Consider the following 15948-nt stretch of genomic DNA (forward strand, 5'->3'; position numbering starts at 1 on the left):
TTGGAGTTTCAAATGGTACTATTTAATTATTGAATTTTCGCCGACAAATTAATAAAGATATCCTGCCTCTACATAATTATAAATTAACTACAGACTTTATTTTATGGTTCAGGAGAACTAAACGATGATTGCGTTATTTGGTCTGTTAACCATAATTGTCGTCCTGGCGACAATTATGACTAAAAAGATGTCGCCGATGGCGGCGCTAATTGCTGTTCCGATCATAATGGCGTTACTGGCGGGTTTCGATCTTACCGAAGTGAATAAGTTTGCGGTTGGCGGGGTGAAAAATATCGCGCCGGTGATCGGCATGTTTGTTTTCGCCATTCTGTTTTTTGGCATTCTGACTGATGCCGGAATGCTCGATCCGATTATCGACCGGGTGCTAAAAGTGGTGGGAAACCGCCCGGCGCGTATTGTGCTGGGAAGCGCAATCCTCGCGTCGGTGGTACATCTCGACGGTTCCGGGGCGGTGACGTTTCTGGTTACCGTACCGGCCATGCTGCCGCTCTATAAGCGTCTGAACATGGACCCGCGTATCCTCGCCTGCGCCGTGGCGATGGCGGCAGGGGTATGTAATATGCTGCCGTGGGGCGGCCCTACTCTGCGGGCGGCCTCGTCATTACAGGTCCCGGTGATGGAGCTGTTCCTGCCGGTATTACCGGCCATGCTGTCCGGGCTGGCGTTTGTCTACCTGTGTGCCTGGCTGCTGGGCAAGCGTGAAGAAAAACGCCTTGGCTACAGCCGCCATAGCGTACCGACGGGCATGGACAATAGCGTACTGACGGCGAAAACGCTGACCCCGGAGGAGCAGGCGATGCGGCGCCCGCATCTCTTCCCGGTGAATGTGCTGCTGGTGCTGGTGGTGATAGGCAGCATGATCAGCGGAAAAGTCGATCCGATTATCTGTTTTATGCTGGGTACTATCGCCGCGTTATTAATTAATTACCGCCGGCCGGATCAGCAGAAGGCGCGTATTGACGCCCACGCGAAATCAGCGCTGATGATGGCCGGTATTCTTTTCGCCGCGGGAATTTTTACCGGCGTGATGAAAGAATCCGGCATGCTTAAAGAGATGGCCGGCTATATGGCGACGCATATTCCCCGCGATATGGCGAGCCACTTCCCTTTTATTATCGGGCTGATCGCCATGCCGCTCAGCATGATATTCGACCCGGACTCTTTCTACTTCGGGATTCTTCCGGTGCTATCAACCGCAGGGCAGCAGCTTGGCGTCGATCCGCTTCAGATGGGGCAGGCGGCTATTTTCGGGCAAATGACCACCGGTTTTCCGGTCAGTCCACTGACGCCGGCGACGTTCTTGCTGGTGGGGCTGGCGGGTATTGATTTAGGTGAACACCAGAAGTTCAGTTTCTTATTTTTATGGGCCGCATCCATCGTGATGACGCTGGTGGCGGTGTTAATCGGCATCTTCCCCCTCTGAACGGGGTCAGGATGAAGGATAAACAGTGATGAAAACGATCAGAATTGGCGGTGGCGCCGGTTATGCCGGCGATCGAATTGAGCCTGCGGTGGAACTGGCGGAAAAAGGCGATATTCACTATTTAGTTTTTGAGTGTCTGGCGGAACGGACCATTGCTATCGGCCAGCGCCAGAAAGCGGCCGACCCTACTCGCGGCTATAACGAATTACTGGTAGAGCGTATGGCGGCGGTATTGCCGGTTTGCCTGGCGAAAAAGATTAAAATTATTACCAATATGGGCTCCGCTAACCCGACATATGCCGCCAGGGCCGTTGAAGCGCTGGCGCGCCAGATGGGGGCCCGGAATCTGAAGATCGCCATTGTTGGCGGCGACGATGTCCTTGAGCAGGTAACAGAACACGATCTTCAGCTTGATGAGGCGGCCAGGCCGGTTTCACTGTGCGGCAAAACCATCATTTCCGCTAACGCCTACCTCGGCGCGGAACCGCTGGTTGAAGCGCTGGCGGCGGGCGCCGATATCATTATTGCCGGGCGGGTCGCCGATCCTTCTCTGTTTCTGGCTCCGATGATCCATGAATTTGGCTGGCGGGAAGATGACTGGGAGAAACTCGGCAAAGGAACCCTGGTCGGGCACCTGCTGGAGTGCGCCGGTCAGGTGACGGGCGGTTACTTTGCCGATCCGGGTTACAAAGATGTGTCGGAACTGGCGCGGCTGGGGTTCCCGATTGCCGAGGTGAGCGAGGACGGGGATGCGCTGATCACCAAAGTGGCGGACGCCGGCGGCCGCGTGACGGTACAGACCTGTAAAGAGCAGATGCTGTATGAAATTCACGATCCCTGCCGCTATGTGACGCCGGACGTGGTGGCTGATTTTTCCCGGGTGACCTTTTACCAGGCCGGACCGGACAGCGTCGCGGTACAGGGGGCCAGCGGCGTGGCGCGTACCGCCACCCTGAAGGTGTCGGTCGGCTATCAGGATGGATTTATCGGCGAAGGCGAAATCTCTTATGCCGGTCCCGGAGCCGTAGCGCGCGGCGAACTGGCGCTGGCCATCGTCAAACAACGTTTTGCCCTGTGCGGCGTGACCCTGCCGGAAGCCCGCTATGACCTGATTGGCGTTAATGCGTTACACGGCGATCGCCTGTCGTACGGAGGGGATCCCTATGAAGTGCGCGCCAGGGTAGCCGCTCGCTGCGCCACCCGACAGGAGGCGGCGCGAATCGGTAATGAAGTCGAGACACTGTATACCAATGGGCCTGCCGGCGGCGGCGGTGCGACTAAAAATATCAAAGAAATTATTGCCATGGACTCAACGTTAATTCCCCGCGTATGGGTCAGCCCGCGGGTAGATTATCTGGAGGTTGCCGAATGAAATTGCGTGAAATTGCTCACTCCCGTAGCGGAGATAAAGGAAATATTTCCAATCTCTCGCTTATTGCTTATTCCGCAGAGGATTTTGAGACCCTTAAATTCGCGGTCACCGCCGAACGCGTAAAAGCGTATTTCAGCGATATTGTTCAGGGCGAGGTAATTCGCTATGAACTCCCGGAAATTGCGGCGCTCAACTTTGTGATGAAAGGCGCGCTGGGGGGTGGCGTCACCCGGTCTCTGGCGCTGGACATGCACGGTAAGGGGTTAAGTTCGGCAATTCTGAATATGGACATTTAATTCCACCTGACGGTGGAAAATAACAATGACCTCCCGGGGAAATAACCGGGAGGAGCCGTCTTGCGCCGTAGTCGCATCAGGGAAATCAGTATGAATAACAAAATCATCGGCGATGAAGCGTTTCGCCATTTATTACACGATGGCATGACCATCATGTGCGGCGGTTTTATGGCGGTCGGCACGCCAGCTTATTTGGTGAAACAAATTCTGTTGTCCGGGGTGACGGATTTAACGCTGATTTGTAATGACACCGGATTTGTTGATAAAGGCATTGGTCCGCTGATCGCCAGCGGGCAGGTGAAGCGGGTGATCGCTTCTCATATCGGCACCAACCCGGAAACCGGGCGGCGGATGATTGCCGGCGAAATCGAGGTTGAACTGGTTCCTCAGGGGACGCTGGCGGAGCGGATTCGCTGCGGCGGCGCCGGACTGGGGGGCGTACTGACGCCGACCGGGCTCGGGACCGTGGTTGAAGAACATAAGCAACAAATCGTGGTTAACAATACGCCCTGGCTGCTGGAACTGCCGCTGCGCGCCGAGCTGGCGATTCTTGGCGCCGCGGTGGCCGATGAAACCGGCAACCTGATCTATGCCCTGACGGCGCGCAACTTTAACCCGCTGATGGCGCTGGCGGCGGAGGTCGTGGTGGCCCAGGTGGAGCGTGTGGTGCCCACAGGGATGCTGAATCCTGAAGTTATCATCACGCCCGCCGCGCTGGTTGATTACTTATATGTGGAGGAGGCGGCATGACGGCGAAAGCGATCATTGCCCGGCGCGTGGCCAGGGAGTTGCAGGATGGCGATGTGGTGAATCTGGGCATCGGTTTACCCACCCGGGTGGCCGACTACCTGCCACCGGGGATTCAGGTCACTCTGCAATCGGAGAATGGGTTTCTCGGTCTGGGGCCGGTGACGGAGGAGAATGCCAGCCTGGTGAATGCCGGCGGTCAGCCCTGCGGTTTGACGCCCGGTGCGGCGATGTTTGACAGCGCCTTTTCGTTCGCGCTGATCCGCGGCGGCCATATTGATGTATGTGTGCTCGGGGCGCTACAGGTCGACGAACTGGGCAATCTCGCCAACTGGGTGATCCCCGGGAAAATGGTGCCCGGCATGGGGGGCGCCATGGATCTGGTGGTGGGCGCCAGAAAAGTCATTATCGCGACTGAACACTGCGCAAAGGACGGCAGCGCCAAGCTGCTGCGCCGCTGCACTTTTCCGCTGACGGCGCAGGGCAAGGTCGCCATGGTGGTGACGGAGCATGCGGTATTCCGCTTTACCGACGGCAGAATGCTGCTGACGGAGATAAATCCGCAATTGACGGTGGCGCAACTGCGTGAAATGACACTCGCCCGGTTTGAGGTCGCCGCTGACCTGACCGCGCTGCGCTTCGACTAAAGGGAGAGAGATGATGGATTCAGTGGTGATTGTCCGGGCGCAGAGAACCGCGATCGGCAAGTTTGGCGGGATGTTGTCCGGTGTACCGGCGGTGAAACTGGGCGCTTTAGCGATTGGCGCCTGTCTGGAGACCCTGCCCGAAGAATGCGTGTTTGATGAAGTGATCCTCGGTAATGTTCTGCAGGCGGGCAGTGGGCAAAACCCGGCGCGCCAGGCGGCGCTGCTGGCGGGGATTTCCCTGCATACGCCGGCCTTTACGGTCAATAAAGTGTGTGGTTCGGCAATGAAGGCGGTGGTACTGGGGGCGCAGGCGATTCAGTGCGGCGATGCGGCGGCGATTGTCGCCGGCGGCATGGAAAATATGAGCCTCGCGCCGTATGTGCTGGATAAGGCTCGCCAGGGCTACCGAATGGGAGATGGCGTGATGGTAGACGCCATGCTCAGGGACGGCCTGTGGTGTGCGATTAATCACCAGCCGATGGGGATAACCGCGGAAAATCTGGCGACCCGATACGCTATTAGCCGTGAAGAGCAGGACGCGATGGCGCTGGCCTCACAGCGTAAAGCCGTGGCGGCAATCCGCGAAGGGCGCTTCGCCGACGAGATCGTGCCGGTAGAGGTGACCATCAAAAAAGAGAAACGGCTTTTCGCGGTGGATGAATTCCCGCGCGAAGACGCCACTATGGACTCTCTGGCGGCGCTGCGCCCGGCGTTTACCCCGGCGGGCAGCGTCACGGCCGGTAATGCTTCCGGCATCAATGATGCGGCGGCGGCGCTGGTACTGATGTCAGAAACCGAGGCCCATATCCGCGGCATTACGCCGCTGGCGCGTATTCGCGGCTGGGCATCATCGGGAGTGGCGCCGGAGATTATGGGCATTGGCCCGGTTCAGGCTTCCCGCCGGGCGCTGGCGGCGGCGGGCGTTGAGCTGGCGGATATCGATCTGATTGAGGCGAATGAGGCGTTTGCCGCCCAATATCTGGCCGTAGAGCGGAAACTGGGACTTGATGCGCGCAGGGTCAATGTCAACGGCGGCGCGATTGCGCTGGGGCACCCTATCGGCGCCAGCGGCGCGCGTATTCTGGTGACGCTGGTGCATGCCTTACGTCATTATGACAAACAGCTGGGGCTGGCGACGTTGTGTATCGGCGGCGGTCAGGGGATCGCTATGGTGATTGAGCGCCTGTAGTATTGCCGGCAACTGGGCTGCCGCACCGCTGGCGGGCGGCAAACCCAGTCAATGACTCAGGAAGCCGCCGTCAGCGGACTGCCGCCGGCTTCTTGCCGGCGGTTAGACGGTTGAGTAAAGAAAGCTTTATCTTCCCAGCGCAGGCAGGTTAATTCTCCTCCCCAACAGCATCCGGTATCCAGCGCGTAAATGCCGGGCGGCGTGCCTTTTCCTTCCAGCGACGCCCAGTGACCAAACACAATACTGTATTGCGCCGGTACCGGGCCGGGCAGGTCAAACCACGGCTTCAGCGGCGCCGGGGCGCTGTCCGGGGTGTCTTTACAGTACATATCCAGTTGACCGCCGGGGAAGCAATAGCGCATGCGGGTCAGAGAGTTGGTAATAAAGCGCAGACGCGCCAGACCACTGAGTTCCCCGGACCAGTTATTGGGCATATCGCCGTACATGGCGTCGAGAAAATAGGGGTAACTGTCGCTGCTGAGCACCGCTTCAACGTCGCTGGCGCAGGCCCGGGCCGTGGCCAGATCCCACTGGGGCGTGATCCCGGCATGGGCCATCACCAGCTTTTTCTCTTCGTCGACCTGCAACAGCGGCTGGCGGCGTAGCCAGTTGAGCAGCAGGTCGGCATCCGGCGCTTCCAGCAGCGGCGCGAGGCGATCTTTGGGTTTGTTGCGGCTGATGCCGGCAAATACCGCCAGCAGATGCAAATCGTGATTGCCCAGCACCAGACGCACCGCATCGCCCAGCGAACGAACGTAGCGCAATACTTCCAGCGACGCCGGCCCGCGGGCGACCAGATCGCCGGTCAGCCACAGGGTGTCTGTTTCAGGCGAGAACTCCACCTGTTTCAGTAACGCGATCAGTTCATCATAACAGCCGTGAACATCGCCTATCAGGTATGTTGACATGCGTTTTAGTGAATAAAAGTTGGAATCGCGAGGCGGAAAACGGGGATAGCCACATGAAAAATATCTCCCTGTTCATCCACCATTTCATAGTGGCCCTGCATGGTGCCCAGCGGCGTTTCCAGCACCGCGCCGCTGGTATACTGGTACTCGCTCCCCGGCGCGATATGCGGCTGTACGCCAACCACGCCGGCGCCCTGGACTTCGGTTTGCCGGCCATTGCCGTTGGTGATAAGCCAGTAGCGGCCCAGTAGTTGTACCGGCGTTCGCCCCAGATTGCGGATGGTCACGGTATAGGCAAATACGAACCGTTCCTCGTCCGGGGATGACTGTGATTCGATATAAACGCTTTGTACCTGAACACAGACGCGGGGCGAATCTAGCATGATTTAACTCTCCTTCTGCGGCGGATTGTCGGCGATGAAGTTCGCCAGTTGACAATACTGTGCCACGGAAACATTTTCAGCCCGCATTGCCGGGTCAATGCCCAGAGCGCTGAGCTGTTCAGCGCTGAACAGGTTACCAAGACTGTTGCGGACCGTTTTGCGCCGCTGGTTAAAGGCCTCGGTGGTGATGCGGCTGAGGATGCGCAGATCCTTAACCGGGTGCGGCAGCGTTGCGTGCGGCACCAGCCTGACCACGGCGGAGTTTACTTTCGGCGGCGGCGTGAATGCGCCCGGCGGCACTTCGAGTACCGGGATCACCTGGCAGTAATATTGCGCCATGACGCTTAAACGACCATACGCCTTACTGTTTGGCCCGGCAACCAGACGATTGACCACCTCTTTCTGCAGCATAAAGTGCATATCGGCAATGGCATCAGTATAGCTAAACAGGTGGAACATCAGCGGGGTGGAAATGTTATACGGCAAGTTGCCGAACACCCGCAGCGGCTGGCCCAGCGTGGCTGACAGCTCGCCAAAATCCATGGTCATGGCGTCCTGCTGGTAAATAGTCAGCTTTGGCGCCAGAAACGGGTGAGTCTGCAGGCGGGCCGCCAGATCGCGATCCAGTTCAATCACTGTCAGCTTGTCAAGCCGTTCACCGACGGGTTCGGTCAATGCCCCCAGCCCCGGGCCGATTTCAACCATCGCCTGGTTTTTCTGCGGGTTAATGGCGGCGACAATGCTGTCGATAACAAACTGGTCGTTGAGAAAGTTTTGCCCGAAGCGTTTACGGGCTAAATGGCCCTGATGGACTCGATTATTCATTACTGTTAACAATCATCTTGATGGCGAGATTAAGCGCCGTGATAAAACTGCCGACGTCGGCTGTTCCCTGGCCTGCCAGCTCCAGCGCCGTGCCGTGGTCGACCGACGTACGAATAAAGGGTAACCCGAGGGTGATATTCACCGCCCGGCCAAAGCCCTGGTACTTTAACACGGGCAACCCCTGATCGTGGTACATCGCCAGTACCGCGTCGGCATTATTGAGATATTTCGGTTGAAACAGCGTATCGGCGGGCAGCGGCCCGCTCAAACGCATACCGCGGGCGCGCATCTCTTCCAGCACCGGGATAATGGTATCAATCTCTTCGTGGCCCATATGGCCGCCTTCGCCGGCGTGAGGGTTAAGCCCACACACCAGGACATGGGGATCGGCAATACCGAATTTGGTCCGTAGATCGTGGTGCAGAATGGTGATGATCTGGCGCAGCAGCGGCGGGGTGATGGCGTCGGCGACGGTTCTCAGCGGCAGGTGCGTGGTGGCCAGCGCCACGCGCAGCTCCTGCGTCGCCAGCATCATCACCACTTTTTCGCTGCCGGCACGCTCCTCGAAAAATTCGGTATGGCCGGTAAACGGCAGGCCGGCATCGTTGATGATGCCCTTGTGCACCGGACCGGTGACCAGCGCCGCAAATTCTCCGTTCAGACAGCCGTCACAGGCCCTGGCCAGTGTCTCCACTACATAGCCGCCATTCTCTACCGCCAACTGCCCGGGGATAACCGGCGCGCGCAGGGCGCAGGGGAGGAACGTCAGGGTTCCGGCTCGTTGCGCCGCAGCGGGGGTATCGGGGTTATAGGGCAGCAGACGCAGCGGAAGGCCGAGCAGCGCGGCGCGCTGCTGCAGCAGTTCGGGAGAGGCGCAGACTACCAGCTCTACAGGCCAGTCGCGCTGCGCCAGCGCGACGACCAGGTCGGGACCAATCCCGGCGGGTTCGCCGGGAGTGATTGCGACGCGCCAGGTTTTAGCCATTGCCATCAATAATTTTCACGTAGGCGCTGGCGCGCTGTTCCTGCATCCAGGTAGCCACTTCTTCGGAGAACTTACGGTTGAACAGCATACGATACGCCCGGTCTTTCTGCGCTTCGTCGGTTCTGTCCACATTACGGGTATCCAGCAGCTCAATCAGGTGCCAGCCGAAAGAGGAGTGAACCGGGTCACTCATCTGGCCCTTATTGAGTTTTAACAGCGCATCGCGGAAGGCCGGATCGAAGACGCTCGGCACATTCCAGCCCATGTCGCCGCCCTGGTTGGCGGAACCCGGATCCTGAGAAAACTCTTTCGCGGCTTCGGCGAAGGTGGTTTTACCGCTCTTAATGTCAGCGGCGATCTCCAGCAGTTTGGAACGCGCCTGGGCATCAGTCATGATTGGCGACGGCCGCAGCAGGATATGGCGGGCGTGAACCTCAGTCACCGAGATATTCTGGGTCTGGCCGCGAATATCGTTCACTTTCAAAATATGGAAACCCACGCCGGAGCGGACAGGACCGACTACATCGCCTTTTTTCGAGCTGCTCAGCGCCTGGGCAAAGATGGACGGCAGTTCCTGAATGCGCCCCCAACCCATCTGACCGCCTTTCAGGGCCTGCTGATCGGCAGAATACGTGATCGCCAGTTTCCCGAAATCGGTACCGTTACGCGCCTGGTCGACAATGGAGCGCGCCTGGGTTTCCGCCTCGCCCACCTGCGCGGAGGTGGGGTTTTCCGGCAGCGGAATCAAAATATGACTGAGGTTCAGCTCGGTGCTGGCGTCATTCTGATTACCGACCTGCTGGGCCAGCGACTCCACTTCCTGAGGCAGGATGGTAATACGGCGACGCACTTCGTTATTACGCACTTCCGCAATGATCATCTCTTTACGGATCTGGCTGCGATAGGTGTTGTAATTGATGCCATCGTAGGCCAGACGGCTGCGCATCTGGTCCAGGGACATGTTGTTCTGCTGAGCGATATTGGCAATCGCCTGGTTAAGCTCCTGATCGCTGATGTTCACCCCCATTTTCTGGCCCATCTGCAGGACAATCTGGTCCATAATCAGACGTTCCAGAATCTGGTGGCGCAATGTGTTGTCGTCCGGCAACTGCTGCCCGGCCTGCTGGGAGTTGAGTTTAACGGATTGCATCAGCCCGTCGACGTCGCTCTCCAGTACTACGCCATTATTGACTACAGCAGCCACCTTATCGACCATCTGAGGGGCGGCGAAAGCGCTATTGGCCACTAAAGCGATGCTGAGAAGCAGCGTTCTCCAGTTCTTCATACGTTTTCCATTCTGTTTAACCGCAGTGCGGAAGAGAGATAAAACCATCTTAATTACAGCGAACTCTGGTACGGCAGGATGTTGGAACGCAACATCTGCGGAGTCCCCAGCCCATAGTTCGAACTCAGACCTCGTAGTTCGATGTTAAAGCCGAACACATTGTCATATTTGCTATTGTTGTTCTCCCAGCCGTTGATCTTGCGTTCGTAGCCGACGCGAATCGCATAACAGCAGGAGCTGTACTGCACCGCCAGCATTTGATCCGCGGACTGGTTAGCGTTGGTGTCGTAATAATACGCGCCCACCACCGACCAACGATCGGCCAACGGATAGCTGGCGGTCACGCCGACCTGAGAGATACCGTCTTTATACTGCTCCGCGGTGGAATAGCTCGGCAGCGTGGCCTGAATGTATTCCGGGCTGGCGTAGCGGTAGTTCAACTGTACCATCCGATCCTGATCGTGACGGTATTCAATCACCGCGTTACCGTTGGCGACATTATCCAGGCGGGTATCGTACTGCACGCCGCCGCGCAGACCCCAGCGGTCGCTGATCCGCCAGTAAGTATCTCCGGCCCAGACGACAGAACCGGTGCGCTTGTTATTTTCATAACGAATATTGTCGTCACCGGTGCGAGGCTCGGTGAAATAGTAGATTTGACCGACGGAAACATTAAAACGTTCAATGGATGCGTCATCATAAACGCGCGATGTGATACCGGTCGTCACCTGGTTGGCCGAAGCGATGCGATCGAGGCCGCTGTAGCTGCGGTCGCGGAACAGGCCGGTGTAGTCTGATTGCAGCAGCGTCGAGTCGTACATATTGATGCTGCTCTGGTCGCGGTACGGGATGTACAGATACTGGGCGCGCGGCTCCAGCGTCTGGGTATAGCCCTGCTCCCAGCTCATATCGCGCTGGAAGACCATTTTTCCGTCGACTTTGAACTGCGGCATAAACCGGTTCACGGAGTCTTTCAGACGATTAGCCGCCGCGGTGTCATTGCCATTGTTGGCGAGATAGCGGCGATATTCGTCCAGATTGTTCTGATCGTAGTGAGTGGCCAGCAGTTTGGCTTCGGTATTCAGACTACCCCTGGAGTTCGCCAGCGGCAGATCCAGCGTCGGCTCGATATGCAGACGGGTGGCCTCCGGCAGGTTGCTGTTGGTATTGGAAAAACGCGCTACCTGACCGTAAATATGGGCGTCGAACGGCCCGAGATCGTTCTGCCAGAAGTTAAGATCGACCTGCGGCAGCGAACTGTAGGAGTTGCTATTGGCCCGATCGAAAACCTGGAACTGGCGGGTTGATACCGTGGCGTCGAAATTCTCGATAGCATAGCCGACGCTGAATTTTTGCGTGGCATAGCCGTCAGTACTGGAGCCATACTCCGAAGTGAAATCGTTAAAGTAATCGGAGTCGCTGACTTTGGTGTAGTCGGCGCTGAAACGCCAGACTTGATCCATCACCCCGAAGTGCCGCCAGTAGAACAACCAGCGGTTGTCGCGATCGTTGCTTCTGGAGTATCTGTCGTCAGACGGCAGATAATCGAACTCCATCAGGCCGGTGCCCACCTGGGTCAGATAGCGGAATTCGTTTTGCCACTGCACATTACCGCGTTTATCGATGTAGTGCGGCGTGATGGTGGCGTCGAAGTTCGGCGCAATATTCCAGTAGTAGGGCAGGGTAAATTCAAAGCCGTTCTTCGACCCGTATTTGGCATTCGGGATCAGGAAGCCGGAGCGGCGCTTGTCGCCCACCGGGAGTTGTAAATAAGGGCTGTAGAAGATGGGCACCGGGCCAAGCTTAAAGCGCGCGTTCCAGATTTCCGCGACCTGCTCTTCGCGATCGTGGATCACTTCGCTCCCCACCACGCTCCAGGTGTCGGAGCCGGGCAGGCAGGAGGTAAAGGTGCCGTTTTCCAGAATGGTATAGCGATTTTCGCCGCGCTGTTTCATGACATCCGCGGTGCCGCGGCCCTGGCGGCCGACCATCTGGTAATTACCGTCCCAGACGTTAGTGTCTTTGGTGTTGAGATTCGACCAGGCTTTCGGTCCTTTGAGGATCACCTGATTATCGTCATAGTGCACGTTACCCAACGCGTCCACGGTGCGTACCGGATCGGCCTGGCCCTCCAGCTCTTTCTGGTGAAGCTGGACCTCATCGGCCTGCAGGCGGCTGTTACCCTGGCGGATATCGACATTGCCGGCGAACACCGCGCTTTGCGGATAATTCCCCTTTGCGCTGTCGGCATCAATAGTGACCGGCAATTCGTTAGTTTTGCCTTCGACCAGAGGGCGATTATAGCTCGGTACGCCGAGCAGACACTGCGAGGCGAGATCTGCTGCCAGACCGTGTTGGCTATAAATGGCTGAGCCAATCATGGTGGCCAGCAAGGTGGGAATACGTTTTTTCATGCGTGTTATTCGTTGTTCCATCATCAATAGCTTAGAGTCTGGTCGGCCAGGCGGGTAGCGCTGACAAACCGTCAGAGACTAACGTACTCATTCTCATCGCGCCAGTGTTATCCTGACCGTTTTCTCAACGCCTGTTAGTCACTACTCAGAATGACAGGTATGATAATGCAAATTTTAGCCGACGGCATGACGATTTGGGGAGTATATGCAGTATTGGGGAAAAGTAGTGGGTGTCGCCATGGCGCTGATGATGGGCGGCGGCTTCTGGGGCATGGTACTCGGGCTGTTGATTGGCCACCTGTTTGACAGAGCGCGTAGCCGCAAAACCGTCTGGTTTGCTAACCAGCAGCAGCGCCAGTCGCTGTTCTTTTCCACGACCTTTGAGGTTATGGGCCATCTGACGAAATCGAAAGGCCGGGTGACCGAGGCGGATATTCAGATAGCGATCCTGTTGATGGATCGCATGCAGCTGCGCGGCGAGGCGCGAACGGCGGCCCAGCACGCTTTTCGGGTCGGGAAATCTTCCGGCTACCCGCTGCGGGAGAAGATGCGCCAGCTGCGCGGCGTCTGCTTTGGCCGCTCGGATTTGATTCGGATGTTTCTGGAAATCCAGATTCAGGCAGCATTCGCCGATGGTTCTCTGCATCCCAATGAACAGGAAGTGCTGTACGTCATCGCCGAAGAGCTGGGTATTTCGCGCCGTCAGTTCGAACAGTTTCTGCGCATGATGCAGGGTGGCGCGCAATTTGGCGGCGGCTACCAGCACTCCCGGCAGGGCGGCTATCAGCAGGCGCAGCGTGGGCCGACGCTGGAGGATGCCTGTAATGTGTTGGGAGTGAAAAGCAGCGACGATGCGCAAACCATCAAGCGCGCCTACCGTAAGCTGATGAGCGAACACCATCCCGATAAACTGGTGGCGAAAGGATTACCGCCGGAGATGATGGAAATGGCCAAGCAGAAGGCTCAGGAGATTCAGAAAGCCTATGAACTGATCAAGGAACAGAAAGGTTTTAAATAGACAGGTCTGCGCTTCACGCTGACTTCACATCGCCGCCCTAACATCCGCGGGTATTTCACCAACAAAGGAATGCCGCAATGCCCCCGGATGTGACTGTTTTATCCCGTAAAACCTCGGCGGGGCTGATCCTCGCCGGCGCGCTGTTCGGCGCGTTTCTCTGGCTATTGAGCCGTTATGACCATGTCTTCACCTCCACACAGCTCTGCTACGCTCTGGCGCTGACGACCACCTTTTTCGTGGCGCTGGTGTGCGCCGCGCGGCGCTTTAGCGACCGGCGGCTGTGGTGCGGCATTGCGCTGTTGATGGTGATTGTCGGCCTGATGGCGGGCTGGCTGAACTGGAATGCCTTCAGTGAGGATGGTATCGGAGGGGGTCAGGCAATCGCTCTGCGCTTCGCCTTGTGCCTGGCGCTGCTGCTGTTTATCGCCGTTCCCTGGCTGCAGTGCTGGATTCACACTGGCGCATGGCGCGGCGACTATACGTCGCTTTACGAGCAACTGTGGCATAACGGCATTACCGTACTGATTATTCTGTTGATCAACGGTCTGTCTGGCGGGCTGGTGGTTCTGGCGCTGGCCTTGTTCCATATGCTGGATCTGACATTACCTTATGATCTGACCCGGTTCTGGCAATTACTGCTCAGCGCGCTGACTGGCGCATTGAGCGTCAGCGGCGTGGTGCTGGCGCGTACTCAACCCGCTATGCTGCGCGCGGTGCAGCATATTTTTACTCAGATTATTAGCGGTCTGCTGCCGATGATGGCGCTGATCTCACTGCTGTTTATGGCGGCGCTGCCGTTCGTCGGTCTGGATACCCTCTCGCAGCGCGTCTCTTCCAACGGGCTGTTGAATACCTTAACCCTGTGTCTGATGCTGATGGCCTCCGTGGTCTGGTATCCGCAGCGCGACGCCGCGCCTTATCCGCGCTGGCTGGGGGGGCCGATACAACTGGCGCTGGGTCTGACACCGTTCTGCGCGGCGGCGGCACTGTATGCGCTGGCGCTACGTGTGGCTCAGTACGGCTGGACGCCGGATCGGGTCAACGCCGCACTGGTGACGGCGATAAGTGCAGTCTGGTCGCTGGGGATGGTCTGGGCCCTGTGGCGCGGACGCGGCTGCGTGGTATTCAACCCGGCGCGGATTAATCTGGCGGTACTGTTATTGCTGCTGGCAGGGCTGTTTGCCAGCCATTCACCGCTGGTCGACCCTTATCGTATCAGCGTTAATCACCAGTTAGCCCGTTACCATAGCGGCCAGGCCAGCGCTGAAGAAGTGCGTAGCATGTTCTGGTCGGCGGGCCGCCGCGGTCACGATGCGCAATCGCGTTTGCTGGATAATAAATCAATAGTGAAGGAAACCACCCTGGTGGAGTATCTTGAGGCGATCGCCATAGCGCAAGGCGTTGCCGCACCGGACAGAGCGTTTTTCCGCAGCCTGGAGAAAGAGATCGACTATAAAATGTCAACCTGCCTGAAAACCAAAGGGCGCTGCCTGCTGGCCAGCCAGGATATGAACGGCGACGGGCACAGCGAATACCTGCTGTTCGACCAGGAGCAGCATACGGTGATTGTGCTGTCACGGGAGACGGGCGGCCACTGGCAACCCCGGGGTTCCGGCAATTACCCGGCCTCAGATCGGCTACCGCAAATGCTGGCGGAGAACACCATCACGTCGCAGCCAAAAGCCTGGCGGGATGTGTTGATCGGCGAGCAGCGGGTTAATATTCATTACTACCGCTAGCGGCCAGCCTGCCAGGCCAGTATCAGAAATCCGCCGCCGCGCGAAACGTCATGCGGTTGCCGTAAGCCGGGTGGGTGATGGTCAGGGATTCCGCGTGCAGCAGCAGGCGCGGCGCCATGGCCAGCGCCTGCGCAGTGGCGTAAAATTTGTCCCCGAGAATTGGGTGCCCCAGCGCCTGCATGTGCACCCGCAACTGGTGCGAACGCCCGGTAATCGGCTTGAGCAATACCCGGGCGGTATTATCCGCCGCGTATTCCAGTACCTGATATTCGGTTTGCGCCGCTTTACCGGTTTCGTGGCAGACTTTCTGCTTTGGCCGGTTCGGCCAGTCGCAGATTAACGGCAGATCCACCAGACCTTGTTCCCGGGCGGGATGACCCCAGACGCGCGCCAGATAGTGCTTCTGCGGCTCCCGTTCGCGAAACTGGCGTTTCAGCTCGCGCTCCGCCGCTTTGGTCAGCGCCACGACAATCACCCCGCTGGTGGCCATATCCAGACGATGCACCGACTCCGCCGCCGGGTAATCGCGCTGAATGCGCGCCATGATACTGTCCCGGTGCTCTTCCAGACGCCCGGGTACTGACAGCAGGCCGCTGGGCTTGTTCACCACCATGATGTGGTCATCCTGATACAGAATGACCAGCCAGGGATCAGTAGGTGGGTTGTAGGTTTCCATTACCATTACAGGGTCGCTTT

15 protein-coding genes are annotated in these 15948 nt (G+C 57.9%); 8 read left to right on the forward strand and 7 right to left on the reverse strand.

Annotation, left to right across the window (positions count from 1 at the left end):
* Window positions 1–124 precede the first annotated feature (124 nt).
* The 6 genes from AQ981_RS13220 (at window position 125) to AQ981_RS13245 (ending at window position 5695) form a co-directional block, all read left to right on the forward strand.
* Window positions 125–1444: a CitMHS family transporter gene (locus tag AQ981_RS13220; RefSeq protein WP_058912207.1), complete on the forward strand. Its 1320-nt coding sequence runs from the start codon at window positions 125–127 to the stop codon at window positions 1442–1444.
* Window positions 1445–1472: 28 nt separating this feature from the next.
* The gene (locus tag AQ981_RS13225; RefSeq protein ID WP_058912208.1) at window positions 1473–2816 is read left to right on the forward strand and encodes an acyclic terpene utilization AtuA family protein; all 1344 of its coding nucleotides are present in this window, start codon (window positions 1473–1475) and stop codon (window positions 2814–2816) included.
* Window positions 2813–3112, forward strand: coding sequence for an AtuA-related protein (locus AQ981_RS13230; RefSeq protein WP_058912209.1), 300 nt, complete (start codon window positions 2813–2815; stop codon window positions 3110–3112). Before AQ981_RS13225 ends, AQ981_RS13230 begins: the two co-directional genes overlap by 4 nt.
* A 90-nt stretch (window positions 3113–3202) precedes the next feature.
* Window positions 3203–3862 (forward strand): acetate CoA-transferase subunit alpha, encoded by a 660-nt coding sequence (gene atoD, locus AQ981_RS13235; RefSeq protein ID WP_058912210.1) that lies wholly within the window; start codon window positions 3203–3205, stop codon window positions 3860–3862.
* Window positions 3859–4506 carry a 3-oxoacid CoA-transferase subunit B gene (locus AQ981_RS13240; RefSeq protein WP_058912211.1) on the forward strand — a complete coding sequence of 216 codons (648 nt, stop codon included), beginning with the start codon at window positions 3859–3861 and terminating at the stop codon, window positions 4504–4506. The genes atoD and AQ981_RS13240 overlap by 4 nt, the downstream gene beginning before the upstream one ends.
* 13 nt (window positions 4507–4519) lie before the next feature.
* Complete coding sequence (locus AQ981_RS13245; RefSeq protein ID WP_058912376.1) at window positions 4520–5695, forward strand: acetyl-CoA C-acetyltransferase; 1176 nt, start codon at window positions 4520–4522, stop codon at window positions 5693–5695.
* Between the two features lie 56 nt (window positions 5696–5751).
* Here AQ981_RS13245 and apaH read toward each other — a convergent pair whose 3' ends face one another.
* From apaH to lptD, 6 genes are read right to left on the reverse strand one after another with little or no spacing between them, the layout of a single operon-like run.
* Entirely contained in the window at window positions 5752–6603 is an 852-nt protein-coding gene (apaH, locus tag AQ981_RS13250) for a bis(5'-nucleosyl)-tetraphosphatase (symmetrical) ApaH (protein ID WP_058912212.1), read from the reverse strand.
* A 5-nt stretch (window positions 6604–6608) separates the two neighbouring features.
* Entirely contained in the window at window positions 6609–6986 is a 378-nt protein-coding gene (apaG, locus tag AQ981_RS13255; protein WP_058912213.1) for a Co2+/Mg2+ efflux protein ApaG, read from the reverse strand.
* A gap of 3 nt (window positions 6987–6989) precedes the next feature.
* Window positions 6990–7811 carry a 16S rRNA (adenine(1518)-N(6)/adenine(1519)-N(6))-dimethyltransferase RsmA gene (rsmA, locus tag AQ981_RS13260; protein ID WP_058912214.1) on the reverse strand — a complete coding sequence of 274 codons (822 nt, stop codon included), beginning with the start codon at window positions 7809–7811 and terminating at the stop codon, window positions 6990–6992.
* The gene (gene pdxA / locus AQ981_RS13265) at window positions 7804–8796 is read right to left on the reverse strand and encodes a 4-hydroxythreonine-4-phosphate dehydrogenase PdxA (RefSeq protein ID WP_058912377.1); all 993 of its coding nucleotides are present in this window, start codon (window positions 8794–8796) and stop codon (window positions 7804–7806) included. The genes rsmA and pdxA overlap by 8 nt, the downstream gene beginning before the upstream one ends.
* Entirely contained in the window at window positions 8789–10081 is a 1293-nt protein-coding gene (gene surA / locus AQ981_RS13270) for a peptidylprolyl isomerase SurA (protein WP_058912215.1), read from the reverse strand. The genes pdxA and surA overlap by 8 nt, the downstream gene beginning before the upstream one ends.
* 53 nt (window positions 10082–10134) lie before the next feature.
* The gene (gene lptD, locus AQ981_RS13275; protein ID WP_058912216.1) at window positions 10135–12495 is read right to left on the reverse strand and encodes an LPS assembly protein LptD; all 2361 of its coding nucleotides are present in this window, start codon (window positions 12493–12495) and stop codon (window positions 10135–10137) included.
* 205 nt (window positions 12496–12700) lie between these two features.
* Between lptD and djlA the strand changes: the two genes are divergently transcribed.
* Both djlA and AQ981_RS13285 read left to right on the forward strand, forming a co-directional pair.
* On the forward strand, window positions 12701–13513 hold the full coding sequence (gene djlA, locus AQ981_RS13280) for a co-chaperone DjlA (RefSeq protein ID WP_058912217.1): 813 nt from the start codon (window positions 12701–12703) through the stop codon (window positions 13511–13513).
* A gap of 77 nt (window positions 13514–13590) precedes the next feature.
* Complete coding sequence (locus AQ981_RS13285; RefSeq protein ID WP_058912218.1) at window positions 13591–15252, forward strand: DUF4153 domain-containing protein; 1662 nt, start codon at window positions 13591–13593, stop codon at window positions 15250–15252.
* A gap of 22 nt (window positions 15253–15274) precedes the next feature.
* On the opposite strand, the gene rluA is transcribed toward AQ981_RS13285, so the two are convergent.
* A complete protein-coding gene (rluA, locus tag AQ981_RS13290; protein WP_058912219.1) occupies window positions 15275–15934 on the reverse strand; it encodes a bifunctional tRNA pseudouridine(32) synthase/23S rRNA pseudouridine(746) synthase RluA in 660 nt (219 codons plus the stop codon).
* Between the last annotated feature and the right edge of the window lie 14 nt (window positions 15935–15948).

It is taken from the genome of Entomohabitans teleogrylli (genome assembly GCF_001484765.1).
Classification (GTDB): domain Bacteria; phylum Pseudomonadota; class Gammaproteobacteria; order Enterobacterales; family Enterobacteriaceae; genus Entomohabitans; species Entomohabitans teleogrylli.

Excerpts from the sequence above, each read along its gene's own strand:
- rluA (WP_058912219.1), bottom strand. The coding sequence starts at position 15,934 with ATGGTAATGGAAACCTACAACCCACCTACTGATCCCTGGCTGGTCATT.
- AQ981_RS13240 (WP_058912211.1), top strand. The coding sequence starts at position 3,859 with ATGACGGCGAAAGCGATCATTGCCCGGCGCGTGGCCAGGGAGTTGCAG.
- atoD (WP_058912210.1), top strand. The coding sequence starts at position 3,203 with ATGAATAACAAAATCATCGGCGATGAAGCGTTTCGCCATTTATTACAC.
- djlA (WP_058912217.1), top strand. The coding sequence starts at position 12,701 with ATGCAGTATTGGGGAAAAGTAGTGGGTGTCGCCATGGCGCTGATGATG.
- rsmA (WP_058912214.1), bottom strand. The coding sequence starts at position 7,811 with ATGAATAATCGAGTCCATCAGGGCCATTTAGCCCGTAAACGCTTCGGG.
- surA (WP_058912215.1), bottom strand. The coding sequence starts at position 10,081 with ATGAAGAACTGGAGAACGCTGCTTCTCAGCATCGCTTTAGTGGCCAAT.
- AQ981_RS13285 (WP_058912218.1), top strand. The coding sequence starts at position 13,591 with ATGCCCCCGGATGTGACTGTTTTATCCCGTAAAACCTCGGCGGGGCTG.
- AQ981_RS13220 (WP_058912207.1), top strand. The coding sequence starts at position 125 with ATGATTGCGTTATTTGGTCTGTTAACCATAATTGTCGTCCTGGCGACA.
- AQ981_RS13225 (WP_058912208.1), top strand. The coding sequence starts at position 1,473 with ATGAAAACGATCAGAATTGGCGGTGGCGCCGGTTATGCCGGCGATCGA.
- apaH (WP_058912212.1), bottom strand. The coding sequence starts at position 6,603 with ATGTCAACATACCTGATAGGCGATGTTCACGGCTGTTATGATGAACTG.
- apaG (WP_058912213.1), bottom strand. The coding sequence starts at position 6,986 with ATGCTAGATTCGCCCCGCGTCTGTGTTCAGGTACAAAGCGTTTATATC.
- lptD (WP_058912216.1), bottom strand. The coding sequence starts at position 12,495 with ATGAAAAAACGTATTCCCACCTTGCTGGCCACCATGATTGGCTCAGCC.
- pdxA (WP_058912377.1), bottom strand. The coding sequence starts at position 8,796 with ATGGCTAAAACCTGGCGCGTCGCAATCACTCCCGGCGAACCCGCCGGG.
- AQ981_RS13245 (WP_058912376.1), top strand. The coding sequence starts at position 4,520 with ATGGATTCAGTGGTGATTGTCCGGGCGCAGAGAACCGCGATCGGCAAG.
- AQ981_RS13230 (WP_058912209.1), top strand. The coding sequence starts at position 2,813 with ATGAAATTGCGTGAAATTGCTCACTCCCGTAGCGGAGATAAAGGAAAT.